The 18,471-nt window shown below is 67.6% G+C and carries 19 protein-coding genes; 2 read left to right on the forward strand and 17 right to left on the reverse strand.

Translation table 11 applies throughout. The features are described from left to right. Positions 1–9: 9 nt before the first annotated feature. From miaB to WC493_RS08505, 8 genes are all read right to left on the reverse strand, one after another. Positions 10–1,365, reverse strand: a complete 1,356-nt coding sequence (miaB, locus tag WC493_RS08470; protein WP_373064527.1) for a tRNA (N6-isopentenyl adenosine(37)-C2)-methylthiotransferase MiaB — start codon at positions 1,363–1,365, stop codon at positions 10–12. Positions 1,366–1,549: 184 nt separating this feature from the next. Then, positions 1,550–2,509 (reverse strand): lysophospholipid acyltransferase family protein, encoded by a 960-nt coding sequence (locus WC493_RS08475; RefSeq protein ID WP_373064529.1) that lies wholly within the window; start codon positions 2,507–2,509, stop codon positions 1,550–1,552. Beyond that, a complete protein-coding gene (locus WC493_RS08480; protein ID WP_373064575.1) occupies positions 2,506–2,976 on the reverse strand; it encodes a Fur family transcriptional regulator in 471 nt (156 codons plus the stop codon). The genes WC493_RS08475 and WC493_RS08480 overlap by 4 nt, the downstream gene beginning before the upstream one ends. A 158-nt stretch (positions 2,977–3,134) precedes the next feature. Continuing rightward, a complete protein-coding gene (locus WC493_RS08485) occupies positions 3,135–3,563 on the reverse strand; it encodes a MucR family transcriptional regulator (RefSeq protein ID WP_373064531.1) in 429 nt (142 codons plus the stop codon). A gap of 199 nt (positions 3,564–3,762) precedes the next feature. Further along, the gene (locus tag WC493_RS08490) at positions 3,763–4,212 is read right to left on the reverse strand and encodes a GNAT family N-acetyltransferase (protein WP_373064533.1); all 450 of its coding nucleotides are present in this window, start codon (positions 4,210–4,212) and stop codon (positions 3,763–3,765) included. Then, a complete protein-coding gene (gene tsaB / locus WC493_RS08495; protein ID WP_373064535.1) occupies positions 4,209–4,859 on the reverse strand; it encodes a tRNA (adenosine(37)-N6)-threonylcarbamoyltransferase complex dimerization subunit type 1 TsaB in 651 nt (216 codons plus the stop codon). The genes WC493_RS08490 and tsaB overlap by 4 nt, the downstream gene beginning before the upstream one ends. A gap of 24 nt (positions 4,860–4,883) precedes the next feature. Continuing rightward, positions 4,884–5,474, reverse strand: a complete 591-nt coding sequence (locus WC493_RS08500) for a malonic semialdehyde reductase (RefSeq protein ID WP_373064537.1) — start codon at positions 5,472–5,474, stop codon at positions 4,884–4,886. A gap of 23 nt (positions 5,475–5,497) precedes the next feature. Continuing rightward, positions 5,498–6,049, reverse strand: a complete 552-nt coding sequence (locus WC493_RS08505; protein WP_373064539.1) for a NifU family protein — start codon at positions 6,047–6,049, stop codon at positions 5,498–5,500. A 111-nt stretch (positions 6,050–6,160) separates the two neighbouring features. Between WC493_RS08505 and WC493_RS08510 the strand changes: the two genes are divergently transcribed. Beyond that, complete coding sequence (locus WC493_RS08510) at positions 6,161–7,459, forward strand: adenylate/guanylate cyclase domain-containing protein (protein WP_373064541.1); 1,299 nt, start codon at positions 6,161–6,163, stop codon at positions 7,457–7,459. A gap of 12 nt (positions 7,460–7,471) precedes the next feature. Here WC493_RS08510 and WC493_RS08515 read toward each other — a convergent pair whose 3' ends face one another. Both WC493_RS08515 and WC493_RS08520 read right to left on the reverse strand, forming a co-directional pair. After that, a complete protein-coding gene (locus WC493_RS08515; protein ID WP_373064543.1) occupies positions 7,472–7,960 on the reverse strand; it encodes a universal stress protein in 489 nt (162 codons plus the stop codon). A gap of 49 nt (positions 7,961–8,009) precedes the next feature. Beyond that, positions 8,010–8,984 (reverse strand): DUF2333 family protein, encoded by a 975-nt coding sequence (locus tag WC493_RS08520; RefSeq protein WP_373064545.1) that lies wholly within the window; start codon positions 8,982–8,984, stop codon positions 8,010–8,012. Between the two features lie 297 nt (positions 8,985–9,281). On the opposite strand from WC493_RS08520, the gene WC493_RS08525 reads away from it, so the two are divergent. Continuing rightward, complete coding sequence (locus WC493_RS08525) at positions 9,282–9,905, forward strand: HigA family addiction module antitoxin (protein WP_373064547.1); 624 nt, start codon at positions 9,282–9,284, stop codon at positions 9,903–9,905. Between the two features lie 207 nt (positions 9,906–10,112). Here the strand turns inward: WC493_RS08525 and WC493_RS08530 are convergent, their stop codons facing one another. From WC493_RS08530 to murJ, 7 genes are all read right to left on the reverse strand, one after another. Then, a complete protein-coding gene (locus WC493_RS08530) occupies positions 10,113–11,648 on the reverse strand; it encodes an ABC transporter ATP-binding protein (RefSeq protein WP_373064549.1) in 1,536 nt (511 codons plus the stop codon). Further along, complete coding sequence (locus tag WC493_RS08535) at positions 11,645–12,322, reverse strand: cysteine hydrolase family protein (protein ID WP_373064551.1); 678 nt, start codon at positions 12,320–12,322, stop codon at positions 11,645–11,647. The genes WC493_RS08530 and WC493_RS08535 overlap by 4 nt, the downstream gene beginning before the upstream one ends. 12 nt (positions 12,323–12,334) lie before the next feature. Then, entirely contained in the window at positions 12,335–13,258 is a 924-nt protein-coding gene (locus WC493_RS08540; protein WP_373064553.1) for an ABC transporter permease, read from the reverse strand. Then, on the reverse strand, positions 13,255–14,301 hold the full coding sequence (locus WC493_RS08545; protein WP_373064555.1) for an ABC transporter permease: 1,047 nt from the start codon (positions 14,299–14,301) through the stop codon (positions 13,255–13,257). Before WC493_RS08545 ends, WC493_RS08540 begins: the two co-directional genes overlap by 4 nt. A 13-nt stretch (positions 14,302–14,314) precedes the next feature. Continuing rightward, on the reverse strand, positions 14,315–15,442 hold the full coding sequence (locus WC493_RS08550) for a BMP family ABC transporter substrate-binding protein (RefSeq protein WP_373064557.1): 1,128 nt from the start codon (positions 15,440–15,442) through the stop codon (positions 14,315–14,317). Between the two features lie 424 nt (positions 15,443–15,866). Further along, on the reverse strand, positions 15,867–16,865 hold the full coding sequence (gene trpS / locus WC493_RS08555) for a tryptophan--tRNA ligase (protein ID WP_373064559.1): 999 nt from the start codon (positions 16,863–16,865) through the stop codon (positions 15,867–15,869). A 53-nt stretch (positions 16,866–16,918) separates the two neighbouring features. After that, entirely contained in the window at positions 16,919–18,463 is a 1,545-nt protein-coding gene (gene murJ / locus WC493_RS08560; protein ID WP_373064561.1) for a murein biosynthesis integral membrane protein MurJ, read from the reverse strand. Between the last annotated feature and the right edge of the window lie 8 nt (positions 18,464–18,471).

Below are 18,471 nucleotides of genomic sequence, written 5' to 3' on the forward strand. Positions count from 1 at the left end.
GATGCGGGCTCAGGCCGCCGCCTCGGCGGGATCCGTCAGGCGGCCCCCCAGGCTGTTCGGGTGGGCCGAGGTGATCGTCACCTCGACGATCTGGCCGGTGAAATGCGCCGGGACTTCGGCATGGACCGCCTGCATATAGGGGCTGCGGCCGACCATCTGGCCGGCATGGCGGCCCGGACGGTCGAACAGCACGGGCAGGGTGCGGCCGATGCAGGCATCGTTGAAGCGGCGCTGGCCCTCGGCGATCACGGCCTGGAGCCGGGCCAGGCGTTCCGCCTTCACCGCCTCGGGCAGGGAATCCGCCATGCCGCTGGCCGGCGTGCCGGGGCGCGGGCTGTATTTGAAGCTATAGGCCTGGGCGAAGCCGATCTCGGCAGCCAGCGCCAGCGTCGCCTCGAATTCCCGCTCGCTCTCGCCCGGGAAGCCGACGATGAAATCGGACGACAGCGCCAGATCCGGCCGGGCGGCGCGCAGGCGCTCGATGATGCGGCGATAGTCGTCGGCCGTGTGGCGCCGGTTCATCGCTTCGAGGATACGGTCGGCGCCGGACTGCACGGGAAGGTGCAGGAAGGGCATCAATTGCGGCAGGTCGCGGTGGGCGGCGATCAGCTCGTCGTCCATGTCTCGCGGGTGCGAGGTGGTATAGCGGATCCGCTCGATCCCCGGGATCTCGGCGATGGCATGGACCAGACGGCCGAGCGACCAGGTGCCGCCCTCCGCCGTTTCGCCGTGATAGGCGTTCACATTCTGGCCGAGCAGGGTGATTTCGAGCGCGCCGAGGCCGGCCAAGTGGCGCGCCTCTTCGAGCACCGCGGCGACCGGGCGCGAGGTCTCGGCACCCCTGGTATAGGGCACGACGCAGAAGGTGCAGAACTTGTCGCAGCCTTCCTGAATGGTCAGGAAGGCGGCCGATGCCTCGACCTGCTGCTGGCGGGGCAAGTGGTCGAATTTGGACTCGACCGGGAAATCGGTATCCAGTGCTTCGCCCCGGCTGCGATGGGCGCGGGCGATCAGCTCGGGCAGGCGGTGGTAGGCCTGGGGCCCGACCACGAGATCGACGGCCGGCGCCCGCCGCATGATCTCCGCCCCTTCGGCCTGGGCGACGCAGCCGGCGACCGCGATGGTCATGGGCGCACCGCCACCGGCTTCCCGTTCGGACCGGAGGTCGCGCAGGCGGCCGACGTCGGAATAGACCTTCTCGGCCGCTTTCTCACGGATATGGCAGGTGTTCAGGATGACCAGATCGGCTTCGGCCGCGTCTTCCGTCGTGGCGTAACCGATCGGGGCCAGGAGATCGGCCATACGACCGGAGTCGTAGACGTTCATCTGACAGCCGTACGTCTTGATACAGAGCTTTTTGGCCACTGAGAGCCTGTTCCCTGGGCAAATACCCGCGCCGCCCTACCCATGATCGCGCAGGACGTCGCGGCGGCTTTCCGCCTGCGGGCCTGCCGTGCCGACCTGGCGGCGGGGTGCAATCCAACAGCCCAAACAATTAAGGTTGCGGCGCGGAAGAGTCAAGGTTGGCGGCCCCGCCGGGGCCGGCGTTTCAGTCGAAGCGGCCCTGGATCTGGCGGGCGTGGCCGGCGCGGATCGCACTCTCGCAATGTCTGGCCAGGGCTTTGCGGCTGCCCGCCTCGGTCACGGTCAGGGGGGCGTGGAACTCGATCTCGGCGGTGATCGGGCCGAAGCCCAGGGCCTGGACCAGGTGGGGCGCCAATTCCATGTCGCCGAACCAGGTGAAGAAGGGCCGGTAGTCGCGCCCGATCGGCATCCCCTGGAGCTTGGTATAGCTGACCGTCACCGGCTGCACCACCACGGGGCCCAAGCTGCCGTCGCGCCGCGGCACTTCGATCTCGGCGGCGCCGAACAGCGCGCTCTTGAACGGCAGCACGCGGTTGCCGTCCGACGAGGTGCCTTCGGGGAAGAGGATCAGGTTGTCGCCGCCGCGCAGGCGCTCGACCAGCACGTCCCGGCTCTCGGCCGTGCGGGTGCGCTTCTCGCGCTGGACGAAGACGGTGCGCTGGAGCTTGGCCAGGAAGCCGAAGATCGGCCAGCCCTCGATCTCGCTCTTGGCCACGAAGGAACCGGGGATGACCGCCGACATCACCGGAATGTCGAGCCAGGACGAATGATTGGCGATGAAGAGAACGGCGCCCTTCTTGTGCCGCTTGCCATGGATCACAAGGCGGATGCCGAGCACCCGGCACAGCAGCTTGTGGAAGAAGAAGGGCAGCATGACCGACAGCCGGCGATCGACCACCAGGGCGAAGAGCTGGAGCGGCACCATGGTGAGCAACAGCAGGACGAAGAGGGTCAGCCGGAAGGTGGCACGCAGGCGGGCGGCCCGGCCGCGGCCCGGGGCCGCGGCGGCCGGCAGGTCGGGCAGCGGCCCGTCGGTGAATTCGAAAGGATTGCGGCGCGTGCGCTGGCCACCGAAACGGCGGGCCCGGCGCAGCGGCTTCGCGGTGCCCGCCTCGCCCGAGGTCGGCAGGGCGGCCTCGCTCATGGACGGCGCATCCCGCGCGCCAGGATGTCGGCCGCGCGGTCGAGTTCGCGTTTGTCGGCCCGGTCGAGCGGCACGCCGTAGAGTTCGAGGCGGTGATCGACCAGTCGGAAGCCCAGTTCGCGGGCGACGAATTCCTGCAGCTTCTCGATGTCTTCATTGCGGAATTCGACCACCCGGCCAGTCGAAAGATCGATCAGGTGGTCGTGATGGGCGTCCGGCACTTCTTCGTAGCGGGAACGGCCGTCACGGAAATCGTGGCGCTCCAGGATGCCCGCCTCTTCGAACAGGCGAACGGTGCGATAGACGGTGGCGATGGAAATCTTGGGATCGATCGCGATGGCGCGACGATAGAGTTCCTCGACATCCGGATGGTCGGCCGCCTCCGACAGCACGCGGGCGATCACCCGGCGCTGGTCCGTCATGCGCATACCTTTGGCGAGGCAGATGTTTTCGATACGGTCGGGCATCGTGTCGGGCATGGTCGATGGCTGTGACGGCGAACGGTGAATCGTCCGCAGTATGACCCGGCCCGCCGCCCGCGTCACCCTGCGCTGCGAATAATTCGCCGCTGCGGGCCGGCCGGGCGGCCCCGCGGACATCATGCCGCGGGGCTTCGGCGTATAAATCAGGCGCGGCGGGTGCGTTTGCGCCGTGCCGTGCCGAGGCCGATCTTCTTCGCGAGGTCGCGGCGCTGTTCGGCGTAGTTCGGTGCCACCATCGGATATTCGGGCGGCAGATCCCAGCGCTGACGATATTCTTCCGGAGTCATGTCGTAAGCGGTCTTGAGGTGGCGTTTCAGCATCTTCAGCTTCTTGCCGTCCTCGAGACAGATGATGTATTCGGGCGTCACCGACTTCTTGATCGGCACGGCAGGCTGCGGCCGCACCGGCACCGGTTCTTCTTTCGGCGCACCGATACCTGCCAGGGTAGCATAGACCTGCTGAATCAACTGGGGCAGGTCGGAAACGGGCACCGAATTGTTGGAAACGTGAGATGCCACAATATCCGCCGTCAAAGACAGCAGTTCACTGTGGGCGGCTTTTTCGTCACTCATTACCGTGGTCCCTTTCCCGCGCAACCCGATTTATCTCGATTCATGAGAATCACATTTGTTCTATAAGGCGCCGTTTTAAGGAAATCAATTCAATCTGCGCGCTTTTCAAGAAGACACGCTTTATTCCGCGCCAATTAGGGCAAGTGATCAGGAATTGGACAAGATTTGCCGGAAGAACCGGGCGCGGAGTCTCCAGCCATCATGTATGCAAGAGCGGGCGCGACATGATCAACGCATCGATCGCGCTGCCGTCGGCCCGGCGGTAATAGCGCCGGCGCCGCCCCACTTCGGAAAAGCCGCTACGCCGATAGAGCGAAAGGGCCGCTTCGTTGTCGATGGCGACTTCGAGAAAGGCGGTGGCGGCACCCGCCGCCGCCGCCGCGGCGAGGCCCGCTTCCAACAGGCGACGGCCGAGGCCGGCCCGGCGCGCCGCCGGCAGTACCGCCAGTGTCACCACCTCGGTCTCGTCCGCGGCCCGGCTCAGCAGGATGAAGCCGGCCGCCGCCGCCAGGACGATGGCGCCCGGCATGGCGGCCAGTCTGGCCAGTTCGCCGGCATCGAGGGGGGCGTCGGGAAAGGCCGCGCCATGGATGGCGGCGAGCGCTTCCATCTCCTCCGGGCCGGCCGGGAAGATGGTCTCGGCGCTCACGAGGCCGCCGGCAGCTTGGCGTCCGGCGCGCGCAGGTAGATGGGCTCGGGCGGGGGCGGCATCGCGTCGGGCCGCGCGGCGACCAGGGCGGCCAGCACCGCGGCGTCGGGGGCCGCGATCTCGACCATCGCGAGGTCGTGGCGGCCCGTCCGCTCGGCCACCAGGGGGGCGCCGCTGCCGGCGAGGCGGAGCGGGCCCGCGGGCAGCAGATTCTCGATTCCGTCGAGCGAACGCGCCTGGGGCGGCCCCATGGGGCTGCCGTCGGGGGCGAAGAGCTGGGCATAGACTTCGCCGCGGCGGGCGTCGATGGCGACCAGGGTCGGTCGCTCGTCGGGGGCGAGACAGGCCGCCATCACTTCGAGCGTGGAGAGCCCGAAGACCGGCCGCCCGGTGGCGAGGCCGAGGCCCCGCGCCGCCGAGACGGCGATGCGCACACCGGTGAAGGAGCCGGGGCCGAGGGTGACGGCGATGCGGTCGACGCCCACGGGGGCGATGCCGCCGCGCGTCAGCACGCCGCCGATCATGGGCACCAGCGCTTCGGCCTGGCCCTGGGGGCGGGCGTCGTCGGCGCGGGCGGCGAGAACGCCGTCACGCCACAGGGCGACCGAGGTCGGCCCCACGGCACAGTCGAAAGCCAATACGTTCACGGGCGGCGTTTCCGCCGGTCACCCTCAAGCGAGGGTGACCGCCTCCTCGAAGGGCAGGCGCGGACTGCGCGGGAACAGGCCCGCGGGGTCGCCATAGCCGAGGTTGACCAGGAAGTTCGACTTGATCCGCGTGCCGGCGAAGAAGGCTTCGTCGACCTTGGCATTGTCGAAGCCCGACATCGGGCCGGCGTCGAGGCCGAGCGCCCGGGCCGCCAGGATCAGATAGGCGCCTTGCAGGGTGCCGTTCCGGAAGGCGGTCGCCTGCTGCACCTCGGGGGCGGCGAACCAGTCCTTGGCGCCCGGCGCATGGGGGAACAGGAAGGGCAGCTTTTCGCCGAAGTCGAGGTCGTGGGCGACGATAACGGTGACCGGCGCGGCCATCGTCTTGTCCAGGTTGCCGGCCGACAGCGCGGGCTTCAGCTTCTCCTTGCCGGCGGGCGAGGTGACGAAGACGAAGCGGGCGGGCGAGGCGTTGGCGCTGGTCGGGCCCCATTTCACCAGGTCGTAGAGGGCGCGCAGGGTCGCCTCCGGGACCGGCTTGTTTGCCCATGCGTTATGGGTGCGGGCCTCGCGGAAAAGCTGGTCGAGGCTCGCGTCGTTCAAGGCTTCGCTCATGGGACCTCACGCGCAACAGAGGGTCAGACGGCCCGGACTTCGGTGACTTCCGGGATATAGTGGCGGAGCATGTTTTCGATGCCCGATTTCAGGGTCGCGGTCGAGCTGGGGCAGCCCGCGCAGGAGCCCTGCATGTGCAGATAGACGACGCCGTCCTCGAAATCGTGGAAGACGATGTCGCCGCCGTCCTGGGCCACGGCGGGGCGCACACGGGTTTCCAGCAGTTCCTTGATCTGTTCCACGATCTCGGAATCGGGGCCTTCCGCCTTGGCTTCGGCGGCCGCGGGGGCGGCATCGGCCAGCACCGGCTCGCCGCTCGCGAAGAATTCGACGATGGCGCCGAGGATGGCCGGCTTCAGGCCGTCCCAGCCGCTCTCGTCCTTGGTCACGGTGACGAAATCGGCGCCGAAGAAGACGCCGACCACGCCGTCGATGGCGAACAGACGTTTGGCCAGGGGCGAGCGGCCGGCGGCATCGGCATTAGGGAAATTCACCGTACCGGCGGCCATCACGTCGCGCCCGGGCAGGAATTTCAGCGTCGCCGGATTGGGGGTCGATTCCGTCTGGATGAACATGGCAAGCTCCTCATGCGTCCGGTCAAGGCGGACGATTACGGGCGATATAGTGCTCTACATGGCTGAAGCCTGACTTAAGATCAAGGAAACAGGAAGCCCTGCAAGGCAGCCATGCCGAAGTCGTCCGACGCCCCCCTGCCGCTCGACCAGATCTGGGACGAGACGATCGCCGCCGCGGCCGAAATCGCCCGTTTCGACCCGCTGCCTCCGCTCGCCCCGCCGGCCGGCTTGGCGGGCGACCCCGTCGCCGCCTTCCTGCTCGATCCCGCCGCCGCGGGCCAGACCCCGGCCCAGCTCATCGCCAGTCTGGGCGAACGCCTGGTGGCTGATGGACTGCCCATGCTCCGCGTCACGTCGGGCCTGCTCGCCATGCACCCACAGGTCTATGCAAGGACCTTCGTCTGGACCCGGGGGCAGGGGCTCGAGGATATTCCGCGCGGCTTCGGCATCGAGAATTCGGACTTCTACCGGGCGAGCCCGGTCCGCCTGATCCATCAGGGAGCGGACGGTTTCCGCCGCCGCCTGGAAGGGCCGGGCGCCCGCCTCGACTTTCCTGTGCTCTACGATCTGAAGGCGATCGGGGCCACGGACTACCTGATCCGGCCGCTCGATTTCGCCGCTCTACGGCGCTCCTTCGTGGCTTTCGCCAGCGATCGCCCGGGCGGCTTTTCAGGGGCGGAAGTGGCGCGGCTCGACGGCTTGGTGCCGCTCTTCGGGTTGCGCTTCGAGACGGCGATGCGGCGCCAGCTCGCCGATACTCTGCTCGGCCTCTATCTCGGGCGGGATGCGGCCCGCCGGGTCGCCACCGGCGGGGTCCGGCGGGGCGACGGCAAGGTGATCCGCGCTGCCATCCTGACCTGCGACATGCGCGGCTTCACCCGCCTCTCGGACATGGCGAGTCCGGGCGAGGTCATCGCTTTGCTCGATTCCTATCTCGACGCGGTCACCCTGGCGGTCCATGGCGCCGGCGGCGAAGTGCTGAAATTCATCGGCGACGGCTGTCTCGCCATCTTCCCGGCCGACGAGGGCACGGGCGCGGGCCCCGCCGGGCGCGACGCCTGTCGCCGGGCGCTGGGGGCCGCCTGCCGCGCCCTCGAGGCGATCGCCGCGATCGAGGACCTGCCGGAGGCGCTGGGCGCGGCCGGGCTCAAGGTCGGCTTCGCACTCAATTTCGGCGATGTCGTCTATGGCAACATCGGCTCGACCGAACGGCTCGACTTCACCGTGATCGGGCCGGCCGTGAACGAGGTCGCCCGGGTCGAGGCGCTGTGCAAGGTGCTCGACCGCCGTCTGCTGGCGACCAGCGCCTTCGCCCGCCAGCTCGATGCGCCGGACAAGCTCCGCTCCCTCGGCCTCCACGTGCTCCGCGGCAAGCGCGAGCCGACCGAGATCTTCACGACAGGCGACTGACGGGGCGAGTGATCAGGCGAGGTCGTCCACTTCGGCCGGCGTCAGCTTGCCGGGGACGAGGGTGATGGGAACCCGAAAACTGCCCGACATCTGGCCGGCCAGGGCCGAAACCAGGGGGCCCGGCCCTTCGCTGCCAGTGCCGGCGCCGAGCACCAGGATGCGGACCGAGGGATCCTCCTCGATCAGGCGGAGCAGCTCCTCCCGGCGCTGGCCTTCGCGGATGATCAGCTCGGGCGTCAGCGAGGCGATCTTCTGCACCTCGTCGGCGAGGTCGTGCAGGATCGACTCCGCTTCTTCGCGCGCTTCCTCGCGCATGATGTGCCGGACACCCAGCCACTGCGGCCCGTCCATCGGCTCGATGACATAGAGGAGGGCGACCTGGCCCTTGGTCTTGAGCGCGCGGCGCGCGGCATAGCGCAACGCCAGCCGGCATTCCGGCGTGTCGTCGACGACGACCAGGAATTTGCGCGTCGTCTCGGGGCGGGTCGCGATCTCGCTCATCGAGGTCCGGTACTTGAAGGAAGACCGGGAAATCGTGCCAAGGAGCGCCTCACTTGTCGAGGACTGCGGTGATTTCACGCAGCTGGGTGCGGGCGCGCAGCAGGAAGAAGCCCTGGGCCAACAGATGATTGGGCAGGAGCTGGCCGTCCGGCGCGCCGTTCCAGACCAGCCAGGGATTGAACGAGGCGACCTCGGCGAAGGAGGACACAGTCTCGTCCCACAGCGGCGCCAGGCCGCGCTCGGTCAGGATCGGATCGAAGTCGGCGCGCAATGCCTTCATCAGCAGGAAGTAGCCATAGGCCTCGCCCTTCACCCGATAGAAGAGGTCGTCGCAGGTGGTGTCGAAGACGTCGCCGCCCTTGTCGCGCACCTGCTTGTCGATCGCCGCCGAAATCGAGCCGATGTCGAGGGCGAAGCGCGAGACCATGGCCTGGAGATTGTCGGCCCGCTTGTCGAACACCGCCTTACCGGCGCCGACCGCCTCGTTGTAGGCGCGGAGCGCCTTCACGCCCTTGCGGTACTGCGCCTCCGACGTCGCGGTCGGCAGGATCGAGGTCGAGAGGTCGAAGACCCATTTCGTGCCCGAATATTGCAGCGTCGACAGAGCCTCGGCCAGGTTGGCGTCGACCTCGCCCGAGCCGCGTACCCGGCCGAGCTGGTCGCGCAGCTCGATCGCGAAGGTGGACACGGCGTCGACGATGCCCTGCTGGAAATTCGGCATGTTGTCGAGCACGCCGGAGGGGAAGAAGAAGGGATCGTTGGCGACCCAGCCGTTCTGATCGACCTCGCGCTCGACCAGGGCGGCGGCGATGGCGACGGCCTGCGACGCACCCGCTGGGACCGATGATGTTGCAGGTGCGAAGGCCGGATCGTCGTCGATCTTGTTCGCGAGCAACATGCCGATCGGATAATAGAGCAGCAGGACGACGGCGAGGAAGACGCCGAGCCCGCGCCACAGCCAGCGCCGTTTCAGCAGACCTCCAACCCTACCCGTCTCGCCTAGGAAGACCTTGCTCGCGGCCATGACCTGCTCCTGCTTGCAGCGCTGATGCGGATTCTTCGGCGCCGGAACATTGGCCCATCCCGCATTATTTCGGCAAGCGATTACTTGTGTAACTCAAATGGTCTATGCAACGGCGACTATTCGTGGTTACCTTGGCAGGCCGTCATGAGGGACGGCGGCGAAGCCATGTCGTCAGTTCCGGCGGTCCCGAGTTCGGACCGTCGCCGCGGCAGGGCATCGATTTCCACTTGGCACTGCGCGAGATGCGCCGAGTCCCGACACGAGGCATATCGGGGGGACGCGACAGGGGACATAACAATGGCCGCAAAAGGCAAGGCAGCGATCGCCGGTCCCGCCCACCCGGGCGTCGGTATCGCCGAGACCATCCTGACCAAACTCGGGCTGACCCAGGATCAGCTCGCGAAGCTGACCGGCGTGTCGCGCCGGACCATCAATCAGCTCGTCAATTTCCGCCGCAATCTGACCGCGGACATGGCGCTGCGCATCGCCAAGGTGACGGGGACCGACGCCCGCCATTGGCTGGAGCAGCAGATCACCTACGATCTGCACAAGACCGAGCAGGCCCTGGGCAAGATCCTGTCCAAGCTGCCGCATCACGCCTCGAAGCCGGCGACCCCGGTGGCCAAGGCCGCGCCCAAGGCCGAGCCGAAGAAGGCCGCCCCCAAGACCGCCAAGGCCCCGGCGGCCAAGAAGGCCGAGCCGGCGCCCAAGGTCGAGGCCCCCAAGGCCGAGCCGAAGAAGGCCGCCGCCAAGGCTCCGGCCGCCAAGAAGGCCGCTGCCAAGCCCGAGGCTGCTCCCAAGGCCCCGGCCAAGAAGGCCGCCGCCAAGGCCGAAGCCGCGCCCAAGGCGCCGGTGAAGAAGGCCCCGGCGGCCAAGAAGCCGGCCGAGAAGAAGGCGGCCCCGAAGGCCAAGAAGAAGTAACGCGGCGGCGCGAAACCCGCGCCGTTCCGTCATGCCCGGTCTGTCCCTGCGGTGTCATGGCCGGGCGTGATCTGCACCAGCGCATCCCCCCTTTATCGTCATGGCTGTGCTTGACGCGGCCATCCACGATCGCTCGTTGTTGACGGTGTTCGCGTGGATGCCCAGGACAAGCCCGGGCATGACGTGGCGGGGTGGTCCGGCCGGCCTTCAGTGGTGGCCGGCCATGTAGCTGCCGATCACCGAGATGTCGACGTTCTGGTTCGGCGTCTCATAGGCGATCCTGCCTTCCGACATGACCAGGATGCGGTCGGCCAGTTCGATCAGCTCGTCGAGATCTTCACTGATCAGCAGAACGGCAGCGCCGGCATTGCGCGCCGCCAGGATGCGCGAGCGGATCTCGGCCACGGCGGCGAAGTCGAGGCCGAAGCAGGGATTGGCGACGATCAGCAGGTCCACCGCGCCGGTCAGCTCGCGCGCCAGCACGGCACGCTGCACGTTGCCGCCCGACAGCGTCGCGATCGGCGCTGCGGGCGATGTGGTCTTCACTTTGTAGCCCGCGATCATGGCGACCGCGTTTTCCGCGATGCGGCGGGCATTGAGCAGCAGGGCCGGTCCCTTCGGCCCCTCGTCGAAGATGCGGAAGGCCAAGTTTTCGGCGACCGACATCTTGGGCGCGCAGGCATTGCGGAGCGGCTCCTCCGGCAGCAGGCGGACCTTGTGGGCCTTGGTCTCGGCCCGCGTCGCCCCGTAAGCCACGCCGTGGACCAGGACTTCGCCCGCGGCCGGCGGGCGCTGGCCGCCCAGCACTTCGACCAACTCGCGCTGGCCGTTGCCCGAAATGCCGGCGATGCCGACGATCTCATGGCGGTGCACGTCCAAGACATCGAGATCGACCTGACGCAGCCCCGTCCGCCCGATCACTTCGAGCTGGCGGAGCGAGAGCACGGGCGGGCCGTCGTCCGGCGCGCCTTCGCGGGCCCCTGCGGTGCGCGGCACCGCGGCACCCACCATCATGGACGCCATGTCCTCGACCGCGAGATCGGCGACCAGGCCGCCCCCGGCGAGCTTGCCCCGGCGCAGCACCGTGACCCGGTCGGCATATTTGGTCACCTCGCGGAACTTGTGGGTGATCATCAGGATCGACAGGCCCTGTTCGCGCGTCATCTGGCCGAGCAGGGTCAGCACCTCGTCCGCCTCGTCCGGGGTGAGCACGGACGTGGGCTCGTCCAGGATCAGGACCCTTCGGTCGAGATAGAGCTGCTTCAGGATCTCGGTCTTCTGCCGTTCGCCGGCCGACAGGCGCTCGACCGGCTGGTCGATCGGCACCCGGAACGGCATGCGCTCCAGGAATTCGGCGATCGCGGCACGTTCCTTCTTCCAGTCGATCACGGCGGGCACGTCGACCCTGGACATCACCAGGTTCTCGGCCACGGTCATCGAGGGCACCAGGGTGAAATGCTGGTAGACCATGCCGATGCCGAGCTTGTGGGCGTCGCGCGGGTTCTTCATCTCGCGCTCGATGCCGTCGACCAGGATGGCGCCCTCGTCGATCCCCTGGTAGCCGATGACGCATTTGACCAGGGTCGACTTGCCGGCGCCGTTCTCGCCCAGCAGGGCGTGGACCTCGCCCTTTTCGAGCCGCATCGAGACTTTTTCGAGGGCGGTGAAGGTGCCGAAGCGCTTGGTGATCTCGAAGGCTTCGACGGCCGCCTCGGGCCGGGCCTGGTCCGGCGGCGTGCTCATGGCAGGCCCGCCAACAGGGCGGCCGAGGTGGCGACCGCACCGAAGACACCGCCCTGCATCTTCACCATGGAAAGGGCGGCCAGGTGGTTCTCGTATTTCGTGGCGCCGCAGCAATCCTCGACCAGCAGGCATTCGAAGCCGAGGTCGTTGCCTTCGCGCATCGTCGTGTGGACGCAGACGTCGGTGGTGATGCCGGTCAGGATCAGGTTGTCGATCTTCTTCTGCTTCAGGATCAGGGCGAGGTCGGTCGCGCAGAAGGAACCCTTGCCCGGCTTGTCGATGATCACTTCGCCGGGCAGGGGCGCCAGTTCGGGGATGATCTCCCAGCCCGGCTCGCCCCGGACCAGGATCCGGCCGCAGGGGCCGGGATCACCGATGCCGGCGCCGATCCGCTGCGAGCGCCAGCGCTTGTTGGCGGGAAGATCGGCGAGGTCCGGCCGGTGGCCTTCCCGCGTATGGAACACATGGTATCCCTTGGCGCGGAAGGCTTCGAGCAGCTTCGAAATGGGCTCGATCGGCGCCCGGGTGAGCGACAGGTCGTAACCCATGCAGTCGACATAGCCGCCTTTGCCACAGAAGTCGGTCTGCATGTCGATCACGATCAGGGCCGTATTGTCCGGACGGAGATCGCCGTTCCAGGGCCAGGGATAGGGATCGGCGTCGATATGGGCCATGGACGGGCTCCGTTACTTGGTGATCGACAGTTCGCCGGGGGCGCCTGCGAGGGAGCGCGTGGGCGAGGCGGTGGCGATCATGATGGCGAGGGTCAGCACATAGGGGGCGGCATAGAAGAGGTAATAGCCCTGGGTGACGCCGACCGATTGCAGCGCCGGGCCGAGGGCGCCGGCACCGCCGAACAGCAGGGCGGCGAAGAAGCAGGTGAGCGGATTCCAGCGCGCGAAAATGACCAGGGCGACCGCCATCAGCCCCTGGCCCGAGGAAATCCCCTCGTTCCACGAGCCGGGGTAGAAGAGCGACAGATAGGCGCCGCCGACGCCTGCCAGCATGGAACCGAAGGCGGTGCAGAGAACGCGGATCGCATTGACGTTGTAACCCATGGCGCGGGCGGCATCGGCACTGTCGCCGACCATGCGGACAACCAGGCCGAGGCGGCTGTTGCGCAGGCCCCACCAGAGCAGCAGGGTGACCGCGATGCCGATCAGGAACAGGACGTTGATCCTGAGCGCCGCCTGGAGCTGCGGCAGGTCCGACCAGGTACCGAAGTCGATCGCCGGCAGGGGCGGCGCGCTCGGCTGGATGAAGGGTTTGCCGAAGAAGAAGGCGAGCCCGGTGCCGAGCAGCATGAGCGCGATGCCGAGGGCGATGTCGTTCACCTTGGGCAGCGAACAGACGAGGCCGTGGAACAGGCCGAACAGAACGCCCGCGAAACCGCCGGCGAGCAGGCCGATCCAGGGCGAACCCGAGAGATAGGCGGAACCATAGGCGGCCATGGCGCCGAACACGAGGGTGCCTTCGAGGCCCAGATTGATGCGGCCCGATTTCTCGGTCACGCATTCGCCGAGGCTGACGAAGAGGAAGGGGGTCGATACCCGGATCGCCCCGCCCAGCACGGCGATGGGCACGGACCAGAGACCGATGTCGTCACTCATGCGGTCTTCTCCTTGAACAGGCGAAGCCGGCCATAGACCGTCTCGCTCAACAGGATCACCACGAACAACATGCCCTGCAGCACCAGGACGGTGGCGTCCGGCAGGCCCATGCGCCGCTGGACGAGGCCGCCCGCCGCCGCGATGCCGCCCAGCAGGATGGCGACCGGGATGACGGCGAGCGGATTGTGGCGCGCCAGGAAGGCGACCAGGATCCCCGTATAGCCGTAACCGATGGCGAGCGAAGCATTGGCGCTGCCCTGCACGGCGGCGACCTCGAACATGCCGGCGAGGCCGGCGCAGGCGCCGCCCAGTCCGGTCATGGTCAGGATCAGCCGGCCGACGGGCAGGCCCTGGATCTGCGCCGCCCGGACATTGGCGCCGGTGACGCGCGCACCGAAGCCGAAGGTGGTGCGCTCGATCAGGAACCAGGCCAGCACGCAGGCGATCAGGCCGGCGACCAGGCCCCAGTGCACGTCCATGCCCGGGATCGGGCCGATCCGGAAGGCCTCGTCGATCGGCCGTGTCGAGGGCTTGTTCAGCGAGGCGGGATCGCGCAGCGGCCCTTCGACCAGATGGTTCATCAGGGCGACGGCGATATAGGCCATGAGCAGGCTGGAGATCGTCTCGTTCACGCCGCGGTAGTGGCGGAGGGCGCCGATCGCGCCGATCCAGAAACCGCCCACCGCCATGGCGGCGAGCCCCATGGCGGGCAGGCCGACCACGGCGGGCGCCCCGCTCACGACGTCGGCCATGGCGGCGGCGGCGAGACCGCCCAGCACCACGGCACCCTCGCCCCCGATGATGACGAGGCCGAGGCGGGCCGGCAAAGCGACGCAGAGCCCGGCCAGCAGCAGCGGGGCGGCGCGCAGCAGGCTGTTCTGCAGCGAGAACCAGCTCCCGAAGCCGCCCTTGTACATGAGGCCGTAGAACTCGAACGGCGATTTGCCGAGGGCGAGCAGGAACAGCCCGAAGAGGGCGAGGCCGAGGATCAGGGCGGCGACCGGGATCGCCACCCCCTCCAGCCTGGCTGCGTATTTCGCCAAGACCGGAGCCTCCTTACGACGTCGAGCCGATCACGCCTTCCACGAGATAATTCATGCTCTCCAGCTCGACCGCGGTCTCGACATAGGATTTGCCGGCGGCGACCACCTCGTTGCCCTTGTTGTCCTTGAGCGGGCCCTTGATCACCGAATAGCCGCCCTTCAGGATTTCGGCCTTCACGGCGTCGGCATTCTTCTTGGCGGCATCGCTCACCGCCGGGCCATAGGCCGACATCTTGATGAAGCTGTCGGACAGGCCGCCGCGCACGAAATTGGGCAGGGCCTCGCCCTTCAGGGCCTTTTCCGCGAACATCTTGTAGACCGTGGCCCAGTTCCATTCGGCGCCGGTCAGATATTTCTCGGGCGCCAGCGCCGCCTGGCTGGCGTGATAGCCGCAGACATAGGCGCCGCGCCGTGCCGCCGTCTCGACGACGACCTTCGGCCCGTCGACATGGCAGGTGATGACGTCGGCGCCCTGGTCGGCCAGGGCGTTGGTGGCCTCGGCTTCCTTCACCGCCAGCGACCATTCGCCGGTGAAGATCACCTGGCAGGTGATCGACGGGTCGACCGAGCGGGCGCCCAGGCAGAAGGAATTGATGTTCAGCAGGACCTGGGGAATCGGCTTTGCCGCGACGAAGCCGATCTTCTTCGACTTGGTCGTATGGGCGGCGACGATGCCGTTCAGATATTGCCCCATGCCGATATAGCCGAAGTAGGAACCGGCGTTCATCGGGTGCTTGGCCTTGTCCCACAGGCCGCCGCAATGGCGGAACTGCACGTCCGGGAACTTGGCGCACATGGCCAGCATATGGGGGTCGAAATAGCCGAAGGAGGTCGGGAAGATCAGCGAGGCGCCGTCGAGCTGGATCATGCTCTCCATCGTCTTCTGGACGGAGACGGTCTCGGGTACATTCTCTTCCTCGACCACGGTGATGCCGTCCATCGACTTCAGCACGGCGGCACCCTCGGCATGGGCCTGGTTGTAACCGAAGTCGTCCTTGGCGCCGACATAGATGAAGCCGATGGTCAGGCCGGCCGCACGGGCCGGGCGAAGGGGCAGGCCGGCACCGACGACGCCAAGGGCCGCTGCACTGGCGCCGGCGGCGAGAATGCCGCGCCGGGTGATCGGATTGCCGCTGCTCATCACACTTCCTCCTGTTGCGCCAGACCCGCTCCGGGGCCGCAGGGGGAATTGTATGCAATGCATGTGCCAGCGAAATCGCCCGGAAAGGCGCGGCTTTTCGCGCAAACCTGCGCCATTGCCGCGCGTCGATCGTGAGCAGGATGATTAAATTTTAGGCGAGTTTATGCAAATGGCGGCCGGGCGGGCAATGGTGCCGGCGGACGCCGACTGTAGCCATCGCGAACGGTCGCCGCGGACTTCCTGTCCCCATGCCGTCATGCCCGGGCTCGTCCCGGGCATCCACGTCGGGACGAGTCTCAGTCGTCGACGGGGGAGGCAACTTGACGGCGTGGATGGCCGGGTCACGCCCGGCCATGACGAATTCAAGATGTTGGGGGGCGCGCCGGGAGAAACCCAGGACCTCGCCCGAAGGCCAGCCGCCGCCCTAGAGGAAGCCGACGATCCGCTTGGTCTCGGCCAAGATCGGGGCGGCGATGGCGTTGGCCCGTTCGGCGCCGTCGGCCAGGATGCGGTCGATATGGCCGGGGTCGGCGAGCAGGCGGCGCATTTCGGTCGAGAGCGGCGAGAGCACGGCGATCGCCCGTTCGGTCAGCGCCTTCTTGAAGTCCGAAAACTGCTTGCCGGCGAAATCGGCGACCGATTTGGCCAGCGGCTCGTCGCCGAGGGCGGCATAGATGGTCAGCAGGTTGGCGGCTTCCGGCCGGGCACCCAGTTCCTCGACCGTCTCCGGCAGGGGCAGGGGATCGGTCTTGGCGCGGCGGATCTTCTGGTCGATGTCGTCGGCGCCGTCGGTCAGGTTGATGCGCGACTGGTCGGAAGCATCCGACTTCGACATTTTCTTGGTGCCGTCGCGGAGCGACATCACGCGCGTGGCTTCGCCCAGGATCAGCGGCTCGGGCAGGGGGAAATGCTCGACCTCGTAATCGTGGTTGAACTTGATCGCGATGTCGCGCGCCAGTTCGAGGTGCTGCTTCTGGTCCTCGCCCACGGGGACATGGGTCGCCTTATAGGCGAGGATGTCGGCCGCCATCAGGTTCGGATAGGCATAGAGGCCGACCGAGACATTCTCCCGGTCCTTGCCCGCCTTCTCCTTGAACTGGGTCATGCGGTTGAGCCAGCCCATGCGGGCGACGCAATTGAAGATCCAGGCGGTCTCGGCATGGGCCGGGACCTTGCTCTGGTTGAACAATATGTGGTTGACCGGGTCGATGCCGGCGGCGATCAGGCTGGCCGTCACCTCGCGGGTCGCCCGGGACAGGTCGGCCGGGTCCTGCCACACCGTGATCGCATGCATGTCGACGACGCAATAGATGCACTCGTGGCCGTCCTGCAGCTTCACCCAATTGCGGATGGCGCCCAGGTAATTGCCGAGATGGAGGTTGCCGGTGGGCTGGACGCCGGAGAAGACGCGGGGCTGGGACATGGCTCGAGGCTCTGTTGCTGGGTCGCCCCTTATGGCGCTTGGCCGGCCTATGGTCAACCGCGGCGGATCAGGCGGCGGAGGTCGTCCCGGTCGATCGCCCCGGTGAGCAGCGAGGCGAGCAGGAAGGAGAGCCCGCCCGCCCCGACCAGGGCGACCAGGGCGCCGATCCGCCACAGCAGCGTGCCAGCGAAATAGGGCGCCAGCAGCCAGTCGAGGGTGAGCAGCACGGCGACCATGATGGCCGTCGCGACGACCAGTCGGATGCCGCGCCGGATCAGCCGGGCGTCCGGGCTGAAGTTGCCGCGCTTGCGCAGGATGTGGACGAGCTGGAACATGTTGAGCCAGGCCGCCACCGTCGAGGCGAGGGAAAGGCCGGCCTGCTGCATCGGCCCCATCAGGCTGAGCGCGACCACGAGATTGACCCCGAGCGCGATGGCGGCGAGGCGCATCGGCGTCCGCGTGTCTTCCCTTGCATGGAAGGCGGGGGTGAAGACCTTGGTCGCCGTGAAGGCGGGCAGGCCCAGTGCCAGCATGGCCAGGGCCCGCGCCGTCTGTTCGGTATCGTGGGCGTTGAAGGCGCCGTGCTGAAAGAGGACGCCGATGATCGTCTGCGGGATGGTCGCCAGGGCGGCAGCGGCCGGCAGGGTCATGAACATGGCGCCTTCGAGGGCGCGGTTCTGCGAGGTCAGGGCCGAGCCGATGTCGCCCGCCGCGAGCTGGCGCGAGAGGAGCGGCAGCAGCGCCGTCGAAATGGCGATGCCGATCACCGCGAGCGGCAACTGATTCAGTCGGTCGGCATAGAAGAGATAGGAGACCGCACCCGAGGGCAGCAGGGAGGCGATCATCGTGTCGATCAGCACGTTCACCTGATAGATGCCGGCGCCGATCACGGCCGGCATCAGCAGGCGGAAGAAGCGCCGCACATGCTCGTCCAGCCGGGGCATGAAGAGATAGAGCTTGATGCCGATGCGGCGCAGGTGAATGGCCAGCCAGATGAATTGCGCCATGCCGGCGACCGTGATGGCGACCGCCTGGTTATGCGCCGGATCGAGATATTTGAAGGGTAGCAGCAGGGCGCCGCAGAGCACGAGATTGAGCAGGATCGGCGTCGCCGCCGGGGCCGCGAAACGCTGGTGGGCATTGAGGATCGCGCCCAGCAGCGAGACCAGGCTGATATAGCCGAGATAGGGAAAGGCGAGCTGGGTCAGGACGACCGCGAGGTTGAATTTCTCCGGCTCGTCGACGAAGCCGGGCGCCAGCACATGCATGAGCTGCGGCATGAAGACGATCGCCAGGGTGACGAAACTGGTCACCGTGAGGACCAGGAGGGTGGCGATCTCGCCGGCGAAATGGGCGGCACGCTTCGGCCCGTCCGGTCCCACCAGGATGCGGGAATAGAGCGGCACGAAGGCCGCACTGAAGGCGCCTTCCGCGAACAGGGCGCGGAAGAAATTGGGCAAGCGGAAGGCGATCATGAAACAGTCGGCCGCCATGCCGGCGCCCAGGATCGCCGCGAACAGCGTGTCGCGCAGGAAGCCGAGCAGCCGGCTCACCATGGTCACGCCACCGATGGTGGCGACCGAACGCATCAGGGCCATGAAGGGGG

The organism is Zavarzinia sp. (assembly GCF_041650655.1).
Lineage (GTDB): Bacteria > Pseudomonadota > Alphaproteobacteria > Zavarziniales > Zavarziniaceae > Zavarzinia.

Bases quoted from the DNA above. Each gene is read 5' to 3' on its own strand.
- WC493_RS08475 (WP_373064529.1), bottom strand. From the start codon at position 2,509: ATGAGCGAGGCCGCCCTGCCGACCTCGGGCGAGGCGGGCACCGCGAAG.
- WC493_RS08480 (WP_373064575.1), bottom strand. From the start codon at position 2,976: ATGCCCGACCGTATCGAAAACATCTGCCTCGCCAAAGGTATGCGCATG.
- WC493_RS08485 (WP_373064531.1), bottom strand. From the start codon at position 3,563: ATGAGTGACGAAAAAGCCGCCCACAGTGAACTGCTGTCTTTGACGGCG.
- WC493_RS08500 (WP_373064537.1), bottom strand. From the start codon at position 5,474: ATGAGCGAAGCCTTGAACGACGCGAGCCTCGACCAGCTTTTCCGCGAG.
- WC493_RS08505 (WP_373064539.1), bottom strand. From the start codon at position 6,049: ATGTTCATCCAGACGGAATCGACCCCCAATCCGGCGACGCTGAAATTC.
- WC493_RS08510 (WP_373064541.1), top strand. From the start codon at position 6,161: ATGCCGAAGTCGTCCGACGCCCCCCTGCCGCTCGACCAGATCTGGGAC.
- WC493_RS08515 (WP_373064543.1), bottom strand. From the start codon at position 7,960: ATGAGCGAGATCGCGACCCGCCCCGAGACGACGCGCAAATTCCTGGTC.
- WC493_RS08520 (WP_373064545.1), bottom strand. From the start codon at position 8,984: ATGGCCGCGAGCAAGGTCTTCCTAGGCGAGACGGGTAGGGTTGGAGGT.
- WC493_RS08525 (WP_373064547.1), top strand. From the start codon at position 9,282: ATGGCCGCAAAAGGCAAGGCAGCGATCGCCGGTCCCGCCCACCCGGGC.
- WC493_RS08530 (WP_373064549.1), bottom strand. From the start codon at position 11,648: ATGAGCACGCCGCCGGACCAGGCCCGGCCCGAGGCGGCCGTCGAAGCC.
- WC493_RS08535 (WP_373064551.1), bottom strand. From the start codon at position 12,322: ATGGCCCATATCGACGCCGATCCCTATCCCTGGCCCTGGAACGGCGAT.
- WC493_RS08540 (WP_373064553.1), bottom strand. From the start codon at position 13,258: ATGAGTGACGACATCGGTCTCTGGTCCGTGCCCATCGCCGTGCTGGGC.
- WC493_RS08550 (WP_373064557.1), bottom strand. From the start codon at position 15,442: ATGAGCAGCGGCAATCCGATCACCCGGCGCGGCATTCTCGCCGCCGGC.
- trpS (WP_373064559.1), bottom strand. From the start codon at position 16,865: ATGTCCCAGCCCCGCGTCTTCTCCGGCGTCCAGCCCACCGGCAACCTC.
- murJ (WP_373064561.1), bottom strand. From the start codon at position 18,463: ATGGCCCTGATGCGTTCGGTCGCCACCATCGGTGGCGTGACCATGGTG.